Annotated in this window: 3 protein-coding genes (1 of these 3 running past the window's edge); all 3 read left to right on the top strand. The window is 57.4% G+C overall.

The features are described from left to right. Tightly spaced (each overlapping or abutting the next), the 3 genes in view from PKO01S_RS04615 to PKO01S_RS04605 form a layout consistent with a single transcriptional unit that may run on beyond the window. On the top strand, positions 1 to 1,648 hold the end of the coding sequence (locus PKO01S_RS04615) for an SDR family NAD(P)-dependent oxidoreductase (RefSeq protein WP_127530132.1). It extends 8,333 nt beyond the left edge of the window; the window shows 1,648 of its 9,981 coding nt (coding positions 8,334-9,981); its start codon lies beyond the left edge, outside the window; the stop codon is at positions 1,646 to 1,648. Beyond that, entirely contained in the window at positions 1,645 to 11,682 is a 10,038-nt protein-coding gene (locus PKO01S_RS04610) for an SDR family NAD(P)-dependent oxidoreductase (protein ID WP_127530131.1), read from the top strand. The genes PKO01S_RS04615 and PKO01S_RS04610 overlap by 4 nt, the downstream gene beginning before the upstream one ends. Beyond that, entirely contained in the window at positions 11,675 to 19,156 is a 7,482-nt protein-coding gene (locus PKO01S_RS04605; protein ID WP_127530130.1) for an SDR family NAD(P)-dependent oxidoreductase, read from the top strand. Before PKO01S_RS04610 ends, PKO01S_RS04605 begins: the two co-directional genes overlap by 8 nt.

Below are 19,156 nucleotides of genomic sequence, written 5' to 3'. Positions count from 1 at the left end.
CCCGGGCAGCATCGACGGCAATGCAGATCTGGCAGAGGCTGGATTCGATCCGGCGTCGCTTGAAACTTTCTTGCTTCGCGCCGCAAGCCGACTAGACGCCGATGTTTACGGGATATCGTCCGGTTGCCGCAGCTTAGCGGAGCTGGCACACCTATGGCAGGAGTCGATCCAGACGGATCAGGCGGTTGCTGCGCAGATGGATACGGTTTCCTTGTCGGAGTCTGCGGACGAGGAAGCGGCGTGGCTCGCTCACGCAGCCTATACGCTGCAAGTCGGGCGGGAAGCGATGGCGGAGCGCGCCGCTTTCCTTGTCCGGAGCAAAGCCGAGCTGGCGGACAAGCTGCTTCGTTTTGCCGAAGGCGATACAAGTCTGACCGGTGTGTTCGCCGGAAACGTGCAGAGCGGCAAAGAAAAGCTGGAGTGGCTGACAATGCTTGCGCCAGCTGGCAGCAATCCCGCAGAACAATGGCTCAGCAGCGGGAATCTGGAGGCGTTGGCGAAGCTGTGGACGAACGGCATGGCGATCGATTGGGAGCAAATGTACGGCGGACGGATCATGAAGCGTATGCCGCTGCCGACTTATCCTTTTGCCCAGCAGCGGTATTGGATGGAAACGGGTCCGAGTCATCGCCCTCAGCAGCCATCCATCGTGAAGCCGCATCCGCTGCTCGATTACAACAGCTCGACGCTACGAGAATCGAGCTATACTGCCATGCTGGACGCGAGCGGCTACTATATGAAAGATCATCACGTTGGCAGGCGGCCAATGCTGCCAGGCGCGGCTTATGCGGAGCTGGCTAAAGCAGCAGCGGAGCTTGCGGGCGAAGGGCAAGTGAGCCGGATCGAAAATATGGTGTGGGTTCGTCCATTCATCGGCACTCACGAGCCGCAGCCATTAAAAGTGGTTCTTGTGCCGCAAGGCGATTATGTATCCTTCTCGATGCAAGGCGCAGTCGAGACAGGGGCTCAGACCGTGTATGCGCAAGGACGTCTCACTTTCGACGGGCCGCGTCTTAACGAACGGCGGACGATCGATCTTGCGGCGGTTCAAGCCAGGTGCGGCGATACGGCGGGACCCGCTGCCTTTTACGACATGATGGGGAAACTCGGCATTGCGTTCGGTCCAAGCTTCCGCAGCTTGCAATGGATACGGACGAACCAGAAGGAAGCCATGTCGCTCATTCGGCTTCCGGAACATTTGCTGCCTGATTACAACCGTTACGGCTTGCATCCTGTTCTATTGGACGGGGCGCTGCAAACGGTCACCGGGCTGTTGAATACAGACGGTTCGGATCCGGACTCCGGGTACTTCCCGTTCTCGGTTCAAGAGATTCAAATATTCGACCGGCTGCCGGCTGAAATTGTCGTATATGCCGTATTATCCAAAGCGGATGCGGAGTTCCGAACGTTTGACCTATGGCTGACAGATACGTCCGGCAGCGTCGTGGCTTCATTAACGCATTATTTAGTGAAACGGTCTGAACGTATGCCGGTTCAATCGCTCACCCCGGTGCACAAGCCGGCAGATGCCGTATCATCTCCGGGAACGGCGGCGGAACAATTCGATGTGATCGAAATTCTTAGAAGACTTCATGCAGGGGAGCTCGATTGGGAGCAAGCCGATCGTTTGATAGGAGGAGCCGTATGAGTTCGGCGTTGATCAAACAGCACATTTTGCAGCAAATTCAAGCGGGCGTGCTCACTCCCGAGGAAGGGTTCGGCAAGCTGGAGGCGCTCCGATTAGAGGAACAGTCAAGCGGGATTCCGGGCGGAAATCCGGCAAAAGGCCTTCGTGCGGAGGAAGATGCGCTGCTGTATGTGAAGCCGGTATGGGAAGAAGCCGGTACAACTGGAGGAACGCTCCGTTCGTGGCCGAAAGGCATTTACCTGCTCTGCGGCAATGCTGCCCAACAACTAACGTCAGCACTGTCGGACAGTCTGCGCGCGGCGGGCCGCAGAGCGTTCATCGTTCGTTCGGGCGAACACTTCGAGACGGGCGGGCGCGTTCAGGATGAAATTCAGCTCCATCCGGGTTCGGAACCGGATTACGTCCGTTTAGCCGACTATATCAGCACGTTGCTTGGCAGCGGGCCGGACCGTCTTCCCCTGTATGTCTTCCATTACGCAGCGTTGGATACAGATGATGCGGAGATTGGGCTATTGTGGGACGAGCGGCTGTTGACGGGTATCGAACGGTTATTTTATATGACCAAAGCGTTTATGGCCGGTAAAGGGTTTGGAGAAGTGAAGCTGACCTATCTCTACTCGACCGCAGCGAATGGGGTTGCGGCACAACATGAAGCGGTCAGCAGCTTCGCTCGGGTCATCCATCATGAACGGACAAGCTTTGCTTTTCGTGCTGTTGGGGTTGATGTGCCGCCGGGAGCGGCGGGCAGATTCGATGAGCAGCAAGTTGTCGAGGTGCTCCAGGCAGAAGCGAACGACGGATCGTTCGAGCCGGACGTTCGATGGCGGGAAGGCAAGCGCGTCATCAAGCGAATGGCAGAAGTACAGCCGGAGGCGATCGGAGAGGATGTCCCTCTCTGGCGTCCGGGCGGGGTCTATTTGCTGACGGGCGGGATGGGCGGATTAGGCAGAGCATTCGCAAGTATGCTCGCTGACCGGTACAAAGCGAAGCTGGTGCTGTGCGGCCGCCGCGAGCCGGATGCGGACACGATGGCTGTGCTCGGCAGGCTGCGGGAGCAAGGTGCAGAAGCGGTCTATATCCGCAACGGATTGTCGGACCGCGCTGCTATCGACAGTCTGTTGGATGACATCCGGCTCCGGTTCGGCCAACTGAACGGCGTTCTGCATATGGCGGGCGTGGTGAAGGACCGCTATTTGAAGGATAAGAGCAAAGAGGATTTCGATACGGTACTGCATGCGAAAATCAAGAGCACGATGCTGCTCGATGAAGCGCTGCAAGATGTGCCTCTCGATCTGTTCTGCCTCTTCTCCTCGATATCGGCGGAACTCGGAAGCGCGGGCCAGAGCGATTATGCCTATGGCAACGGCTTCATGGACTATTATGCGGAATACCGCGAACGGCTCCGCAATCAAGGCATGCGGAGCGGCCGGACGCTGTCCGTCAACTGGCCGTTATGGCGTGACGGCGGAATGAAGGTCGACGAGGAAGCGGGCAAGCTGGTGAGCCGCAGGCTGGGTATACAACTGCTCGAGCTGAAGGACGGTTTCCGTGCGCTGCAGCGCGGTCTAAGCGGACCGGAGTCCCGGTTCATGGTGCTAAGCGGTGACCGTCCGAAGATGAGAGCCGCATTCGGGCTGGCCGGTCAAGAGCTGCTTCGCCCTGTGGCAGCGGGTAACCGGGGCGCACAGGAGACAGCCGCTGCTTCCGCAGCTGCACTGTCACCTGCTAAACGGCAGATGACCGACGCTGATGTGCTGGAATTAGCAAGGCGGGATCTGGTCGCGAGCGTAGCGGAATTTATGAAAGTGCCGGCTGCGGATATCGGTCTGAATACGGACTGGAGCGAGTACGGCTTCGATTCGATTTCTTTTATGAATTTCAGCAGCTTCCTGAACGACCGATTCGGCTTCGAGCTCATTCCGTCCGTCTTCTTCGAGTATACGGCGGTTGGATCGCTTTCCGAGCATTTGGCGCATACGTATAAAGACAAGCTGCAATCTGCCGCGGCCGGGCAATCGGTTGCCGAAGAGAAGGAAACGGGCTTCATACCGCACTTACATGCCGACCCGGCAGATTCGGTGCCTTGGATTGATGTGCCGGCTCCTGCTCCAACCCCGGCGGAGATGGCACCGGCTGCGCAGCCTACAGCGACGGAACACCAGGCTTTTGCCGGCATCAAGGCAGCATCCGGACGGGAGCATCAGATCGAAGAGGGTGCAGCCGTTGAACCGGTCGCGATTATCGGCATCAGCGGGGTCATGCCGCAATGCGATAATGCGGACATCTTCTGGAGCAAAATAGCCGCAGGCGAAAACCTTGTCACGGAAATTCCGGAAGACCGGTGGAACTGGCGTGATTACTACGGAGATCCGATGACGGAGCCGAACAAAACGAACGTAATCTGGGGCGGCTTTATGAACGACGTCGATAAGTTCGATCCGTTGTTTTTTAACCTGTCTCCCAAAGAAGCCGGTTTAATGGACCCCCAGCAGCGTCTCGTTATCGAACAGGCGTGGAAGGCGATCGAGGATGCCGGATACAAGGCGTCCGCGCTCTCCGGTTCGAATACGGGCGTATACATCGGGGTAGGCAGTATGGATTACGGCGAAGTGCTGATGGAAAGCGGCGTCGAGCCGAATGGCTTGTCGGCTACCGGCCTTGCCCATTGCATGATAGCCAATCGGGTCTCGTACCTGCTCAACCTGCACGGACCGAGCGAACCGATAGACACAGCGTGCTCCAGCTCGCTCGTCGCCATCCATAAGGCGGTGGAAGCAATCCGCGCCGGCCAATGCGATCTTGCGCTTGCCGGCGGCGTCAGCGTTATTCTTCGCCCAACTTACTATATCGGGCTAAGCAAGGCGGCCATGCTCAGTCCGGACGGCCAGTGCAAAGCGTTCGATAAGGATGCGAATGGCTATGTGCGCGGCGAAGGCTGCGGTATGCTGCTGTTGAAGCCGCTTAGTAAGGCGCTTGCCGACGGAGATCATATTTATGCGCTGGTCAAAGGCTCTGGGACGAACCATGGCGGGCATGCGAATACGCTGACGACGCCGAATCCGAATGCACAGGCGGACCTGCTTGCCGATTGCTGGAGAAACTCGGGTATCGACCCTTCGACAGTCGGTTATATCGAGACGCATGGAACCGGGACGAGCCTGGGAGACCCGATCGAAATCAACGGGCTGAAGAAAGCGTTCAACCGGCTGTACGAAGAACGGAACTTGCCGCAGCCTGCGGCTCCTCACTGCGCGTTCGGATCGGTGAAGACGAATGTCGGCCATCTCGAAGCGGCAGCAGGAATGGCAGGCGTCTTGAAAGTCATTCTATCGATCAAGCATGGACAAATTCCGGCAAGTCTGCATTTGAACGAGCTGAATCCTTATATCCAGTTGGATGGCAGTCCTTTCTATCCGGCACGGACGACGGAGCAATGGCATCGGGTGAGAGATGCGAAGGGGCAGCTGCTGCCTCGGCGCGCAGGCGTCAGCGCGTTTGGCTTCGGCGGTGTGAACGGCCATATCATTCTCGAAGAATATGTGGATGACCGTCTTTCTGCCGTATCTGATTCTCCACAGGACAAAGAACTTATCATACTGTCGGCTCGTAACCGGGAGCGCCTTGTGGAATATGCAAGCAGGATCGGCGATTATGCAGCGGATCACTTTCAGCGGAACAGCGGAATGACGCTCCGCCAGATTGCGCATACGCTTCAGACTGGCCGGGAGGAGATGGAGGAACGTCTCGCTTTCACGGCAGGCAGCCTGCATGAAATGGCTTCCGTGCTAAGGCAGTTCGCCGGCGGGGATCAACCGGAGGGGCTATTCACCGGACGGGTCAAATCGCGCACCGGCGATTCTGTTCCGGAGTCTGTCGATTGGATATTGGAAGAAACGGCGAGAAAATGGACTTCCGGAACGGTTATAGATTGGCGTCGTCACTCGGAAAGCGGCGGTCCGCTTCCGTTAAAAGCACAACTGCCTACTTATCCTTTCGCACGTAAAAGATGTTGGATTCCGAGCTCCCCGCAGAAGGCTGCAGGGGGTTATTCGGCGTCTGTGCATTCAGCAGCGGCGGATGCTCGCTACCCGGCCGTGAATACCTATTCGGTCATACTGAAGAAGTCTGACATTCTCGCGGATCACCATCGTGTCGATGGCAGAGCCGTGCTTCCGGGAGCGGCTCAGATCGAGCTGGCTTTATATGCGGCGAGGCGGACCGCAGGCGACGGTTGGAAGTTGTCGCGGATCGTGTGGCTGGAACCGGTCGTTGTTGACCAAGAAGAGCAAGAGGTCGCCGTAACTGCACAATACGGCAGCGGCGAGCTTCTGGTGGAACTGGCCGGAAGCCGAGGCGGAGCGTCTGCAATATATGCGCGTGCTGAATTTCAGCAAGCGGATTCCGCGAGCCGTCCGGAGACCGACCGGCGCAGTGTCCCATCCGACATTGAGGCACGGTGCCGTTATTTGGGCGGGCAAGAATGGGCATATACGCCGGAGAGAAGCGGAGATGTCGCCTATGGGCCGTACTTCCAAGGTTTGCAGCAGGTATGGGGCAGCGGCACGGAGTCGCTGGCATTCTTCCGGCTGCCGCAGCTAGCAGCTCGTGATAGTGCGAAGTACGAGCTGCACCCGGTCGTTCTGGACTGCGTCCTTCAGACGCTCAAAGGCATTCAACCAGTTGACAGGCGTGATGGAGCTGGAACGGTTCTCATCCCTTATGCTTTGGAAGGCCTTGAATGGATCGACCCGCTGCCGACGCAAGCGTATATTTACGCGCGAGTGACGGGTCCGAACCGGTTCAGCATTGAAATGATGGATGAATCCGGGACCGTTTGTTTGCGCGTGAAAGAAATCGCTTTGCGGGAAATCAAATCGGCTGGGCAATCGGTGCAATCCGAGGAATGGTTGTTCGTTCCCGAATGGAAGCCGGCAGATGCCAGCGCTTTGATGGAGCATGACTCCCTTGGCAGTAATCGGCAACGGATTTTGTTCATCGGGTCCGATTATTGGGAAGCGCGTTGGAACGGGCTGTTGGACGAGATGCGCGGCTTGGGCGACTTGTTCATCATTCAATATGGCTCTAGTTCAACACGCCGGGTCGGCGGCAGACGTTGGGAAGCGGATCAGAACGATCCGGCAGCTTATCAGGTCTGCTTGAGCGAGATCGGGCCGGTCGACCATGTTTATTTCCTCGGGGGGGTTAATGAGAAGTTTAGTACGGAGCTTACGTTACGCGCGTTAAAAGAAACCCGGGACCGGGGAGTTGTACAGCTGCTGAGGTTGGCGAAGCCGCTGCTGTCCCGTATCGATGAAGACGGCATGCCGCTTATGGTTACGGTTGTGACGGGCGGCGTGTTCCGAGTACGCGGCGGAGAACGGGTCGATCCGGCAGCTTCGGAACTGGTCGGTTTCGCGCTGACGCTTGGCTTGGAACAACCGAAACTTGGCGTTTGCATTCTGGATGTCGATGTCAAGGAGCGTGAAGAAGCTGCACATTCGTTCGTGAGCGGTCTTGCGAACTCGCTCCGCCTTCGAATGAGGCAGGTTGACGGGACGACCGTGATGGCGGTACGGAACGGCGTCGTTCATACGCGCAGCATGGCATCAGCCAGACTGCCTGCCGCCGATCCGCGCGAATTGCCATTCCGCAATCAAGGCGTATATATGATCGTCGGCGGTGCCGGCGGCATTGGCCATGTGTTGGCGCTCTATTTGGCCCGCACCTTGAAGGCCCGTCTTGTGCTTACCGGCAGAAGTCCGCTGGATGAAGAAAAGCGGAACCGGCTTCGAATGATCGAAGAAGCGGGCGGTCAGGCACTGTATGTACAAGCTGACGCATCCGACTGCGCTGCCATGCATGCTGCCGTTGAGGAAGCCAATCGGCGGTTCGGTCCGATTCAAGGAGCGGTTCATTCCGCTGCTGTACTGCGGGATGTGACTGTTAAGCGGATGACCGAACAAGACTTAATGACGGTTCTGTCGGCCAAATCGGAAGGCAGCGTCGTATTGGCTAATGCGTTAGCAGACGAACCGCTTGATTTTATGCTGTTCTTCTCTTCGGCTGTCTCGCTGGCAGGAAGTCCAGGCCAAGCGAACTATGCGGCCGGCAGCTCGTTCACGGATGCTTATGCGCTGTCGTTGGCTGAGCTGCGGCCTTATCCGGTTCGTGTCATCAATTGGGGGTATTGGGGATCGGTCGGCGTTGCATCGGACGAATGGCACTATAAAAAGCTGCTCGCGCAGGGGATTCATCCGATTACGCCGGAAGAAGGCATAGATGCCGTCGTCCGGATTACGGCCGGTACTGAGAAGCAGGTGATGCCTTTCAAAGCGGAGCGGGCTTTCCTTCAGAAGATGGGAATTGCACCGCAGGAAGGTTATCGTGATCGATCGGCTGCGATTGTTACGTATAACAATGGCGGTGCAGTGGGCGTTACAGCTACATCCCAGACTGCGGCGGTTGACGCCGGGGATCTGGAGCGGCAGGCGATCGGCTATATTCGGAGAGTGTTCGCCGAAGCGCTGGCGTTAGACGCCGAAGAAATGGACGAACGCGAGACGTTCGAAGCGTACGGCGTCGATTCGGTCGTAGTGCTCGATATTAACCGACTGTTAGAGCGGGATTTCGGCAAGCTGCCTTCTACATTGTTGTTTGAATATATGACAATTGAAAAGTTGGCCGATTATTTGTTGTCCCATCATGCGAATCGATTGCATGAGATGTTCCGGATAACGATTGAGCCGGCGATTCCCGTTGCGCAGGTCAGCAGTCACAGTGCTGCAGACGTGACGGATACTCTGCCGGACAGCGTCTTGAGGGAACGGACGACAGCTTATATTTGCGGCGTCTTTGCCGAAGCGCTGGCTTTGGACCCGGACGAAATCGATCCGAGCGAAACGTTCGAAACGTACGGCGTCGATTCGGTTGTGGTGCTTGATATTAACCGGCTGCTGGAGCGGGATTTCGGCAAGCTGCCATCGACTCTTCTGTTCGAATATATGACGGCCGATAAGCTGACAGGCTATTTGTTAGCTCAACATAAAGAACGGCTGGAACGTATGCTGAGTGCGAGCGATATCGGAGTGCAGCGGGAAACTGAACGCTCCGAGGCACCGGAAGCGGATGGAGTGAAGGTGTCTCGGGAAGCAAGAGCGGCTGACAACGTACAGACCAGCTTGCCTGATGACGGCGTTACGGACATTGCCATTATCGGCGTAAGCGGCAAATATCCGCAGGCGGACGATCTCGGGCAGTATTGGGACAATCTGCTGCATGGTCGTGACTGCATTACGGAAATTCCGTCCGACCGGTGGAGATGGCAGGATTACTTCGATACGAGCGAGGGCGCTCCGGGCAAAACATACAGCAAATGGGGCGGCTTCCTGTCGGACGTCGACAAGTTCGATCCGTTGTTTTTCAGCATTTCTCCCGCCGAAGCGGAAGGGATGGACCCGCAGGAGAGGCTGTTTCTGCAAACCGCTTGGGCGGCGCTTGAGGATGCGGGCATTACGCGCCGGGAGTTATCGGACATGGCGCATCAGATCGGCGTCTTCGTAGGCGTCATGAACGCGGACTATGAATGGCTGGGCGCGCAGGCGACGACGCAAGGCATCCTGACGCATGCGCATTCGAATTTCTGGTCCATCGCGAACCGAGTCAGCTATGTGCTGGACCTGCACGGTCCGAGCTTGGCCGTCGATACGGCCTGCTCTTCTTCGCTGACGGCGCTTCATCTGGCGTGCGAAAGCCTGAAACGCAAAGAGTGTAAGGCAGCGATTGCCGGCGGCGTACATCTTATTCTTCATCCGGCCCACTATACGCGTTATTCGTCCGTAGGCATGCTCTCGCACGGCGATCAAGTAAAAGCGTTCGGAGACGGCGCGGACGGATTCGTCGACGGGGAAGGAGTAGGGGCCGTTCTGCTGAAGCCGTTAGCTGATGCAGTGAAAGACGGAGACCGGATCTATGGTGTAATCAAATCGACGGCCATCAATTCCGGCGGCAAGACGAGCGGGTTTACCGTCCCGAACTTAGCCGCTCAAGCGGATCTGGTCGTCGACGCGCTGCGTAAATCCGGCATCGATCCGAGAACGGTCAGCTATGTCGAAGCGCATGGAACGGGCACGTCGCTCGGCGATCCGATCGAGGTGGCCGCCTTAACGAAAGCTTACCGGACGTTCACGCCGGACATGAATTATTGCGCGGTCGGAACAGTGAAATCGAATGTCGGCCATCTGGAGTCAGCCGCCGGCATCGCCGCGCTGACGAAGGTTGTGCTGCAAATGAACCATGGGACGATCGCTCCTTCGCTTCACTCGCAGCCGCCGAATCCGAAAATCGATTTTGAGCAAAGTCCGTTCTATGTCGCACAGCAGCCGATGTCGTGGGAGAGGCCGGTATTAATGAAAGAAGGACATGCGATCGAATATCCGCGCCGGGCAGGAATCAGCTCGTTCGGCGCAGGCGGCTCCAACGCTCACGTCCTTGTTGAAGAATATGTCCCATCAGGCGATTCTTTCAGACGGGAAGAGCAAAGCGGACCTTCAATCGTCGTGCTGTCGGCCAAAAACCGCGACCGTCTTCGCGAATATGCAGGACGGATCGCATCGTATATCCGGCATGAGCTGACAGATCATCCGGAGCGGTCCCGTTTCCGGTTGGACGAGCTTTGCTACACGCTGCAGACGGGCCGCGAACCTATGGAGGAACGAATCGCATTGTCTGCTGCGAGCCTTGAAGAAGCGGCGAGCAAGCTGGCGGCTTTCCATCAGAGCGGCGAAGCTCCGCAAGGCGCATTCCAGTCCAGCCTGAAAGGGAAGCGCAAGAGGAAGGCAAGTTCTGGATCGGTCGAAGACCAGAACAACGTTCATGCCCCTGCCGTTATTCAGGAATGGCTGTCTGGCGCTGAGATCGATTGGAAGGCGATGTATACACGGCTTCCGCGTCGGATCGGGCTGCCGACATACCCTTTTGCGCAAGAGAGGTATTGGATTTCGGATGACAACGTAAGCCTGCCGGATCGAACGTCTGTCTCGGCGGCTGCGGGCATCCACCCGATGCTCGACAGCAATGTGTCCACGATGCAGACGCAGCGGTTTCTCAAAAAATGGACCGGCGACGAGCCATATTTGCGCGATCACCGGGCTGGCCATGTGAAGATACTGCCGGCAGCCGCTTATTTGGCGATGGCGTGGGCAGCCGGGAACCGGTCGACCGACAGGCAGGCAACGGTTCGGTTAACCGGCTTGTCCTGGCATCATCCGCTTATTGTCCGCGACGTGCCGGTACAGGCGGAAATTCGGCTTGAGGCGGACGGAGCAGGTGCTGTATTCGTTGTCGCTTCGCAATGGGCGGCTGACGAGATTGTACATGCCGCCGGAAAAATCGAATTCGGAGATGTTTCGGTGATCGGCCGGGGGGCTGCTTCGATTGATCTGCATGCGGTTCGCGGCCGCTGCGGCGGCCGTTCGCCGGGCGATCATTTTTATGCAAAGCTTCGGCAAGCGGGAATGGAATACGGTCCGTCATTCCAAGTTGTGCAGTCGTTGTCGTACTCGGATGAGGAGGCGTTGTCGGAGCTGCAGGCGCCGTCAGATGCGCTGAATTGGGGCGGCTCCAGCGGGACGATTCATCCTGCACTGCTCGACGGCGCGTTCCAGACGGCTGCGGCGGCATCGATCGGTCTGTCAGGAAGCTTGGATTCGTACCTTCCATTCGGCGCCGATTCGCTGGACGTTTATGATACGGACGCTTCGGTCCATTTTGCTTATGCCATAGAACGTCTTCCAAGAGAAAGCGGCGAACGGCAAGGTGCGGAGAAACGGTACGACGTCTCTCTATTGGATGCCGAGGGCAATGAAGCAGCTGTTCTGAGAGGATTGGTTTTGCGAAGGACCGCATTGGCAAGCGAACCGGCAACAGATGCGATTCCGGCCGAGCAAGAGGTTGAAGATTGGCTGGAGCAAATGTTGACCGGCGAGCTGTCGGCCGATGCAGTAGAACAGCTGGTAGGAGGTTGGATCAATGGATGACCGGACGGAATTGAGCAGGACGATACGGCGTATCGAAAGCGGAGAACTGTCGCGCGAGCAAGGCCTTGAGCTGATTAAAAGCTTGAAGCGCAGCAAGGCAGAGTCCGTTTCGTCCCTTCCGGTGCCTGAGCATGAACATATCTATTACGTCCCCGGATGGGAGCGGATTTCCGAAGCGGATATCCCTTCTGAGGACCGCCGTCCGTCAGGCATACTGCTGCTCTTTGATCAGGACGATTCGCTCTTCCGAACCTTAGAAGAGCTGAATGATTTCGATAAGCAGGTCCTCGTCGTTCCGGGCTCGAGGTTCACGAAGCATAGCGGCAAGCATTACGAGCTGAACCTCTCTTCCCAGACGGATTATGACCGGCTTGTATCCGAGCTGAATTTGGAGGAATCCGGCGGTGATTCGATTACCGTCGTGCATGCGTGGCTTCACGAAGGATTTAGTCCGGAGAACGCACAGATGGAAAGTCAGCTGATACAAGGGCTGTTCGCTATGGCGGGTTTGTCCCGCGCTTTGACGGGCAGCGGATATACAGGGGCGGTTCGCCTAATGACAATGCATGCCGGACAAGAGGGAAGCAGCTGCCATCCGCTTCATCAAGCGCTAAGCGGGTTTCTGCATACACTGGTTCAAGAATACCCGGCCTTAACTTGCACGTTGTTGAATGTCATGTACGATGAGCCTGGCAAGCGGGGCGGGGAGCTTCAATCGGCGCTGCTGCAAGAATTACGCTGTTCTCCGGAACGAGGGTCGTCGATCGAAGTCCTCTACAGGTCCGGTTATCGACATGTGAGAGCCTTCACAGAGCTTGAGCCTTCCGCAAGGAATGGCGGTTCCGCTGTATGGGAAACGAATGGCGTCTATTTAATTGCCGGCGGAATGGGCGGGATTGGATACGAGGTTGCCGGCTACTTGGCGCAGCATGCGGGAGCCCGGCTCATTGTGGCAGGCAGAAGTCCCTGGTCCGAACGGATAGAGGAACGTCTGCAAGCGATTCGGTCGCTGGGCGGCGACGCGGTCTATGTTCAAGCGGATGTGTCGGATGCCGCTTCCGCCGTCAGCTTGGTTCAACAAGGGAAGGACCGATTCGGACCGATTAAAGGCGTGTTTCATTGCGCGGGCGAACTGAACGATTCTTACTTACGAACGAAAAGCAACGAGGAGATGGCGGCCGTATTGGCGTCCAAAGTGTTCGGCACCGTCCAACTGGATGCCGCAACGCGCGGCGAGCCGCTTCGTTTCTTTGCGCTGTTCTCCTCCGTGTCGGCTGTTGCCGGCAACGCAGGACAGTCGGATTATGCATTCGCCAACGCTTTTCAGGACGAGTACGCGAATTGGAGAACCGATTCCGGCGCGGCAGGTCAATCGCTCAGCATAAATTGGCCGCTCTGGAGCGGCACTGGAATGAGCATGCATCCGGATGCCATCCTGCATATGGAGCAAGTGACGGGCATGCTGCCCGTTCCCGCTCACGAAGGCATGCGAATGCTTGAGACGGCGCTGGCTTCTGGTTCGAGCCGATTGATTGCCTTATACGGGAACGGCAGTCGAATCCGGGAGACGTTCGGTTCGGGCACGAAGCCGTCGGCAATTGCAGGAGCAGCGACGACGGCTGTTGATCCGCCGGTTGTTGCCATGCAGCATACGGCGGATACGGCCGGTGCAGCCAGCTCCGGCCGCGATGACCGCGACGGCCTTGATGATGATGTAAGAGAACGTTTGACCGGCATGCTGAAATCGGTTTTTGCGAAGACGATGAAAATAAAGCCTCAACTGATCGATACCGAGGAGAGCTTCGATGCATACGGAATCGATTCGATTGCGACGGTCAACTTAATCCGGGAGCTGGAGAAAACGTTCGGACCGCTGTCCAAGACGCTTATGTTTGAACGCCAGACGCTGGAGGAGCTCGCCGATTATTTCGAGTTGAAGCACCAAGAGACGCTGCGTGGTCTGTTCGGGTCAGCCTTGCGTGATAATAGCCGATCGAAGCAGCAGCAGAATGATATGGCTCCGAGCGAGCGTGTTCCCGTGGAAGCGGCTCCTCCATCGGAAAGCCGTATTCCGCCGCGGCATACGGTTTCGGCCGACGGCGATGAGCAGGTCCAGCCGGAGGCTGCTGGCCAAGCCAATGGAGCTGACAGAGACATTGCGATTATCGGGCTGGCGGGCCGGTATCCAATGGCGGGCAATATCGACGAGTTCTGGTCGAACTTGCAAGCGGGCAAGGACTGCGTCACAGAAATTCCGGCGGACCGCTGGGATTATCGCGATTGGTATTCCGAAGACCGCTCTGACAAGAGCAGAACGCACAGTAAATGGGGCGCCTTCCTAGAAGATGTCGACCAGTTCGATCCGTTGTTCTTCCAGATCGCCCCTCGTGAAGCGGTCTATATGGACCCTCAGGAACGGCTGTTTCTGGAGACGGTATGGCGGACGATGGAAGACGCTTGCTACACGAGGGAGAAGCTTCATCGCAGCAAGGTTGGCGTATTCGTTGGAGTCATGTATGGACAATACGAGTTGTTCGGAGCGGAGGAAACGCTGAAGGGCAATACGATGGCGCTCAGCTCCTCGTTCGCCTCCATCGCTAACCGAGTCTCTTATTTCTTCCGATTAACTGGACCGAGCATGGCGGTCGATACGATGTGCTCGTCTTCGCTCACGGCCATCCACTTGGCTTGCGACAGTATCCGCAGCGGCGAGTCGGATTTGGCAGTTGCGGGCGGAGTCAATTTGTCGCTCCATGTGAACAAGTATTTGATGTTGAGCCAAGGGAATTTCGTTGCGAGCGACGGCCGCTGCCGAAGCTTCGGGGAAGGCGGCGACGGTTATGTGCCCGGCGAGGGTGTCGGTGCGGTGTTGCTGAAGCCGCTCAGCAAGGCGATTGCCGACGGCGACCGGATATATGGCGTCATCAAAGGCTCGGCGATCAATCACGGCGGAAGAACGAACGGGTTTACGGTACCGAATCCGAATGCCCAAGGCGAAGTGATCAAGGAAGCTTATCGAAAAGCGGGTGTCGACCCTGTCACGGTCAGTTACCTGGAAGCGCATGGAACCGGGACATCGCTCGGTGATCCGATTGAAATGGCAGGTCTGCTTCACGCGTTCGGCGGACGGGAAGACGGACAGCCGTGCGCGCTTGGTTCTGTGAAGTCGAATATCGGGCATCTGGAGTCTGCCGCCGGCATGGCGGCTGTCACTAAGGTGCTGATGCAAATGCAGCATAAGCTGCTAGTGCCATCCCTCCATGCCGAGACGGCCAATCCGAATATCGATTTCGAAGCCGCGCCTTTCCGGCTGCAGCGCGAGCTGTCGGACTGGACGGCGCCAGTTTCTAGGCATGGCGGAAGTGGTCGTGCATTGCCGCGCAGGGCAGGCATTAGTTCGTTCGGCGCTGGCGGCTCGAACGCCCATCTCATATTGGAAGAATATGAAGACAAGGCACCGAGAACGCCAGAAGTTCAAACGCCGCAATTGTTTGTGCTGTCCGCGCCGAATCGCGATGGCCTCGTAAAATACGCCGACTCACTGTTGCGTTTTTTGCGCGGCCAGATTAATGTGCTGCCAATTCGTACGGCAGAAGATAAAGGCAGCCTGCAGGCTGATATCCGCAGGGAGCTGCATGCTCTCGCTTGCGGCTTGGCACAGCCTGATTCGCTTGAAGAAGAACGGGAATCATGGGACGAATATGGGCTCGATCCATTGACCGTTGCAACGCTGGCCGAACAGGTGAATGCGAAGTACGACCTGGAGCTTAGCCCTTCCATATTCGAGCGCCATCGCACGGTTCAAGCAGTGGCAAGCTTCATTGCAGACATCGTTCACAATCAGAGCGAACGGTCGCTGGAGGAAGAAGGGGCGTCTGTGGTTGGTACGCAGCTTCGTATGGACGATTTAGCGTACACCCTTCAGGAAGGGCGCGAGGCGATGGAGGAGCGGCTTGCTTTTGCCGCGGCTTCCATCGAGGAATGTATCCGCAAGCTGGCAACGTTCGTTCTCGGGGATGGAACCCCGCACGAAGAGCTCTTCACGGGCAATAGCGCCGACAACCGATTCGCTTTCTTGAAGGGAGACGAAGCATTCCGGGCCGTCGTGGACAGTTGGCTGCACAGCGGCAAGCTGGAGAAGCTTGCCGAGGCGTGGGTAAACGGCACCCCAATCGTATGGAGCCGGATGATCCGCCCAACCGGGTGCCGGTTCACGGGGCTCCCGGGCTACCCGTTCCAGAAGGAACGGTATTGGTTCAAGCAAATCAAACCGCAGCAGCATTCCGACCGAAACCGTAATTCAGGCAAGCCGGCCGCTCGGATCCACCCGTTCATCGACAGCAACGAATCGGATCTGTCGGGGCTGAAGTTTAAATCGGTCATGAGCCATGAAGACCGCTATATTGATGAATTCCGTCTGGCGGGACAAGCGGCAGGCTCTTCGGCGATCGGTTTAGAGCTGATCAGGGCAGCGGGCGAGGCGGCAGGCGGCGGGCCGGTCAGACAGTTGAACGGCGTTCGTTGGTCCGGCCAATTAATGGGCTTGGCGCCCGGCGCGGCAGCGAGCACGCGGTTGTATCCGCAGCAGTCCGGCATTTGCGCCGAAGTCGCTAGCAACCTTCTGCCGGAAGGGGAACAAATCTTCCTTCAGGCTGTACTGCGTTCGGATACCGTGGATGAAATTCGGTCAACCGTTGACATTGCAAGGATTGGGTTGGAGCTGGACGAGCGCGTGAAGGCATCGTCGGACGGCTGGTCCATGACCGGTGCGGACTATTATAAGCAGTTAACGGTCAGACAGGCGGACTTCATGCCGTTGTATGCCGTTGCCGAGCATATCGCCGCCGACCGCCAGGAAGTACTGTTTACTTTACGTCCAGGGGAAGAGGAGCAAGGCGAAGGGGAAGCGGCTTCAATGAAGCTTGCTCCGGAAAGGGTCGAAAGCGCATTCCGTGCTGCATCGGTCTTATTCGCCCTTCGCTCTGCTGCGACGGACGATGCTTTCTTAAACCCGGTCGCTGTGAGTCGGATTTATATCCGCCGCTCATTGTCAGCTTGCCGTTATGTGTACGCATATTGGACGGTGCCTGAAGACGGCCAACAAGAGCAGCTGGATGTTCTGCTGCTGGACAGGAACGGAGACACGCTTGTTTCGCTGGAAGGCGTCGAGCTTGCTCCGGTGCTGATGGAAGGGCTGGTTCAACAAGAACATGAGGAACATGCCGCTCTGCCGATTAAGGAGAACGAGGTTCTTAAGGATGCTGACCTAAGCATGGCAGAGCAGTTGAAGCAGCTGCTTGCCGATGAGCTGCAAATCAATCGTGACCGAATTGGCGAGCATACTTCGTTCATGAACCTGGGCGTCGATTCGATTCTTATCGCGGAGATGGTGCCGAAAGTAGAGCGATTGGTTGGCATCCAAGTCGACCCTTCGGCCTTCTTGGAGCATCCGAATCTAGGCGAGCTGTCGGCTTACTTGCAGCGCGCCCGTTCGCAAGCGGGCTTTGGTGCCGATCCGGCAAGTCGCGGCAAGGCTGCTGCTTCGCCACCGAATATGCCGGGAAAGGCGGATACAAAGGTGAACGCTGCTTCCGCATCAGCAGATCCGGTGCTTCCTAATGCCGGCGATGCTGCCGGTTCAGGCGCAATCCCCGTGCTCGCCGTGCAACGCAAGTTGGCCTCATTCGGTAGCGGCAATGCCGCAGGCACTGACGCCATGCCGGCGATATCAGCGGCAAGCGGCAAAATGCAGGAAGCGCAGCCTTCCAAGCGCATTGCCGTGATCGGGATGGCCTGCCAGTTCCCTGGTGCTCCGAACAAGGAAATGTACTGGAGCAATCTGATGAGCGGGACATGCAGCATCACCGAGGTGCCGCCTGAACGCTGGAATGCGCAGCAGTATTATTCGCCTGATTATGAACGGGGCAAGAGCATCAGCAAATGGGGAGGCTTTATCCGGGACATCGAGATGTTCGATCCTGATTATTTCAAGCTGAGCGAAGATGAAGCGTACCAGATGGACCCGAACATCCGGAAGATGATGGAGGTGACGGCTGACTTGCTCCGGGACGCAGGATACCGGGAGGAAGAGCTGTGGGGCCGCCGCGTCGGCGTATTCGTCGGAACCCGGATCGGGCCGTTCCAAATCCCGAAGGACAAGCTGACCAAGAGCGCGATTACCGGTCTGGGGCAAAATTTCGCAGCTGCGCAGCTGTCGCACTACTTCAATTTCAAGGGGCCAAGCATCGTCGTCGACACGGCTTGTTCCTCGTCGATGGTCAGCATCCATCTGGCTTGCCAGAGCTTGCTGACGGACGAATCTGAAGTGGCAGTTGCCGGCGGGGTAGAACTGAATTTTGATCAAAATCCGTATCTGCTTCTAAGCGAAGGCAAGGCGCTCTCGCCGGATGGCATGATTCATGCGTTCGACGAGAAGGCGAACGGCTTCGTCTTGGGCGAAGGCTGCGGCGCGGTGTTGCTGAAAAGTCTCGATCGGGCTATTGCCGACGGAGACCGGATCTATGCGGTGATCGAAGGTGCTGCGATAAATAACGATGGCCGGACAATGGGGATTACGACACCGAATCCGGAAGCGCAGTGCGACGTAATCCGGGAAGCGCACCGCAGAAGCGGAGTTCATCCGCAATCGATCGGCTACTTGGAGGCTCACGGCACGGGAACGATGATCGGAGATCCGATCGAGCTTAAGGCGCTGGGGAAAGCGTTCGGCACCGCTGCCGGCGAGAAGCAGTACTGCGCGATCGGCAGCGTGAAGACGAACATCGGCCATCTGCTGAGCGCAGCAGGCGTCGCTAGCTTCATTAAAGTTGCGATGTCTGTCTATCATGGCCAGCTGCCTCCTACGCTGAATTGCGATAAGCCGAACCCGCGCTTTACGTTTGCGGATTCGCCTTTTTATCCGATTCAAGCGGCGAAGGAATGGAAAGCTCGCCATGGAGTGAGACGCGCCGGTATTAGTTCGTTCGGCTTCGGCGGGACGAATGCGCATCTGGTTATGGCGGAATACGAGGCGGCCGCGGCTCGGCAGGTCAGACAGCCGCTCGAGCCTGTCCGGTTCAACAAGCGCCGGTTCTGGCTGGAGCAGACTAAGCAGCCCGAACCGGTCGCTGCCGTACAGACCCAGCCGAGCGTGATGAACAAGTCGTTATCGATTCCGGCTGTGAACGACAGGCCAATCGGCCTGATCCAGGAAGAGCCGCGAGCATCAGCGAATAGGCGTCCGATCGGTATGATCCAGGAAGAGCCGCGAGCATCAGCGAATGGGCGACCGATCGGCTTGATCCAAGAAGAGCCGCGAGCCGCAGCGAATGGGCGACCGATCGGCTTGATCCAAGAGGAGTCGCGAGCCGCATCGAATGCCCGACCAATCGGCTTCATTGTCGAAGAAATGGCGGGTATTGGTTTCAGTCACGAGCGTGATTATAAACCGCTGCTTCAAATCATGATGGAATAA

Source organism: Paenibacillus kobensis NBRC 15729, assembly GCF_004000825.1.
In the GTDB taxonomy this organism is placed as follows: domain Bacteria; phylum Bacillota; class Bacilli; order Paenibacillales; family Paenibacillaceae; genus Paenibacillus_T; species Paenibacillus_T kobensis.
Note: the sequence above shows the minus strand (reverse complement) of the source record. Positions and strands in the feature narration are given on the sequence as shown.

Coding starts and splice junctions, on each gene's coding strand:
- PKO01S_RS04605 (WP_127530130.1), top strand. CDS start 11,675: ATGGATGACCGGACGGAATTGAGCAGGACGATACGGCGTATCGAAAGC.
- PKO01S_RS04610 (WP_127530131.1), top strand. CDS start 1,645: ATGAGTTCGGCGTTGATCAAACAGCACATTTTGCAGCAAATTCAAGCG.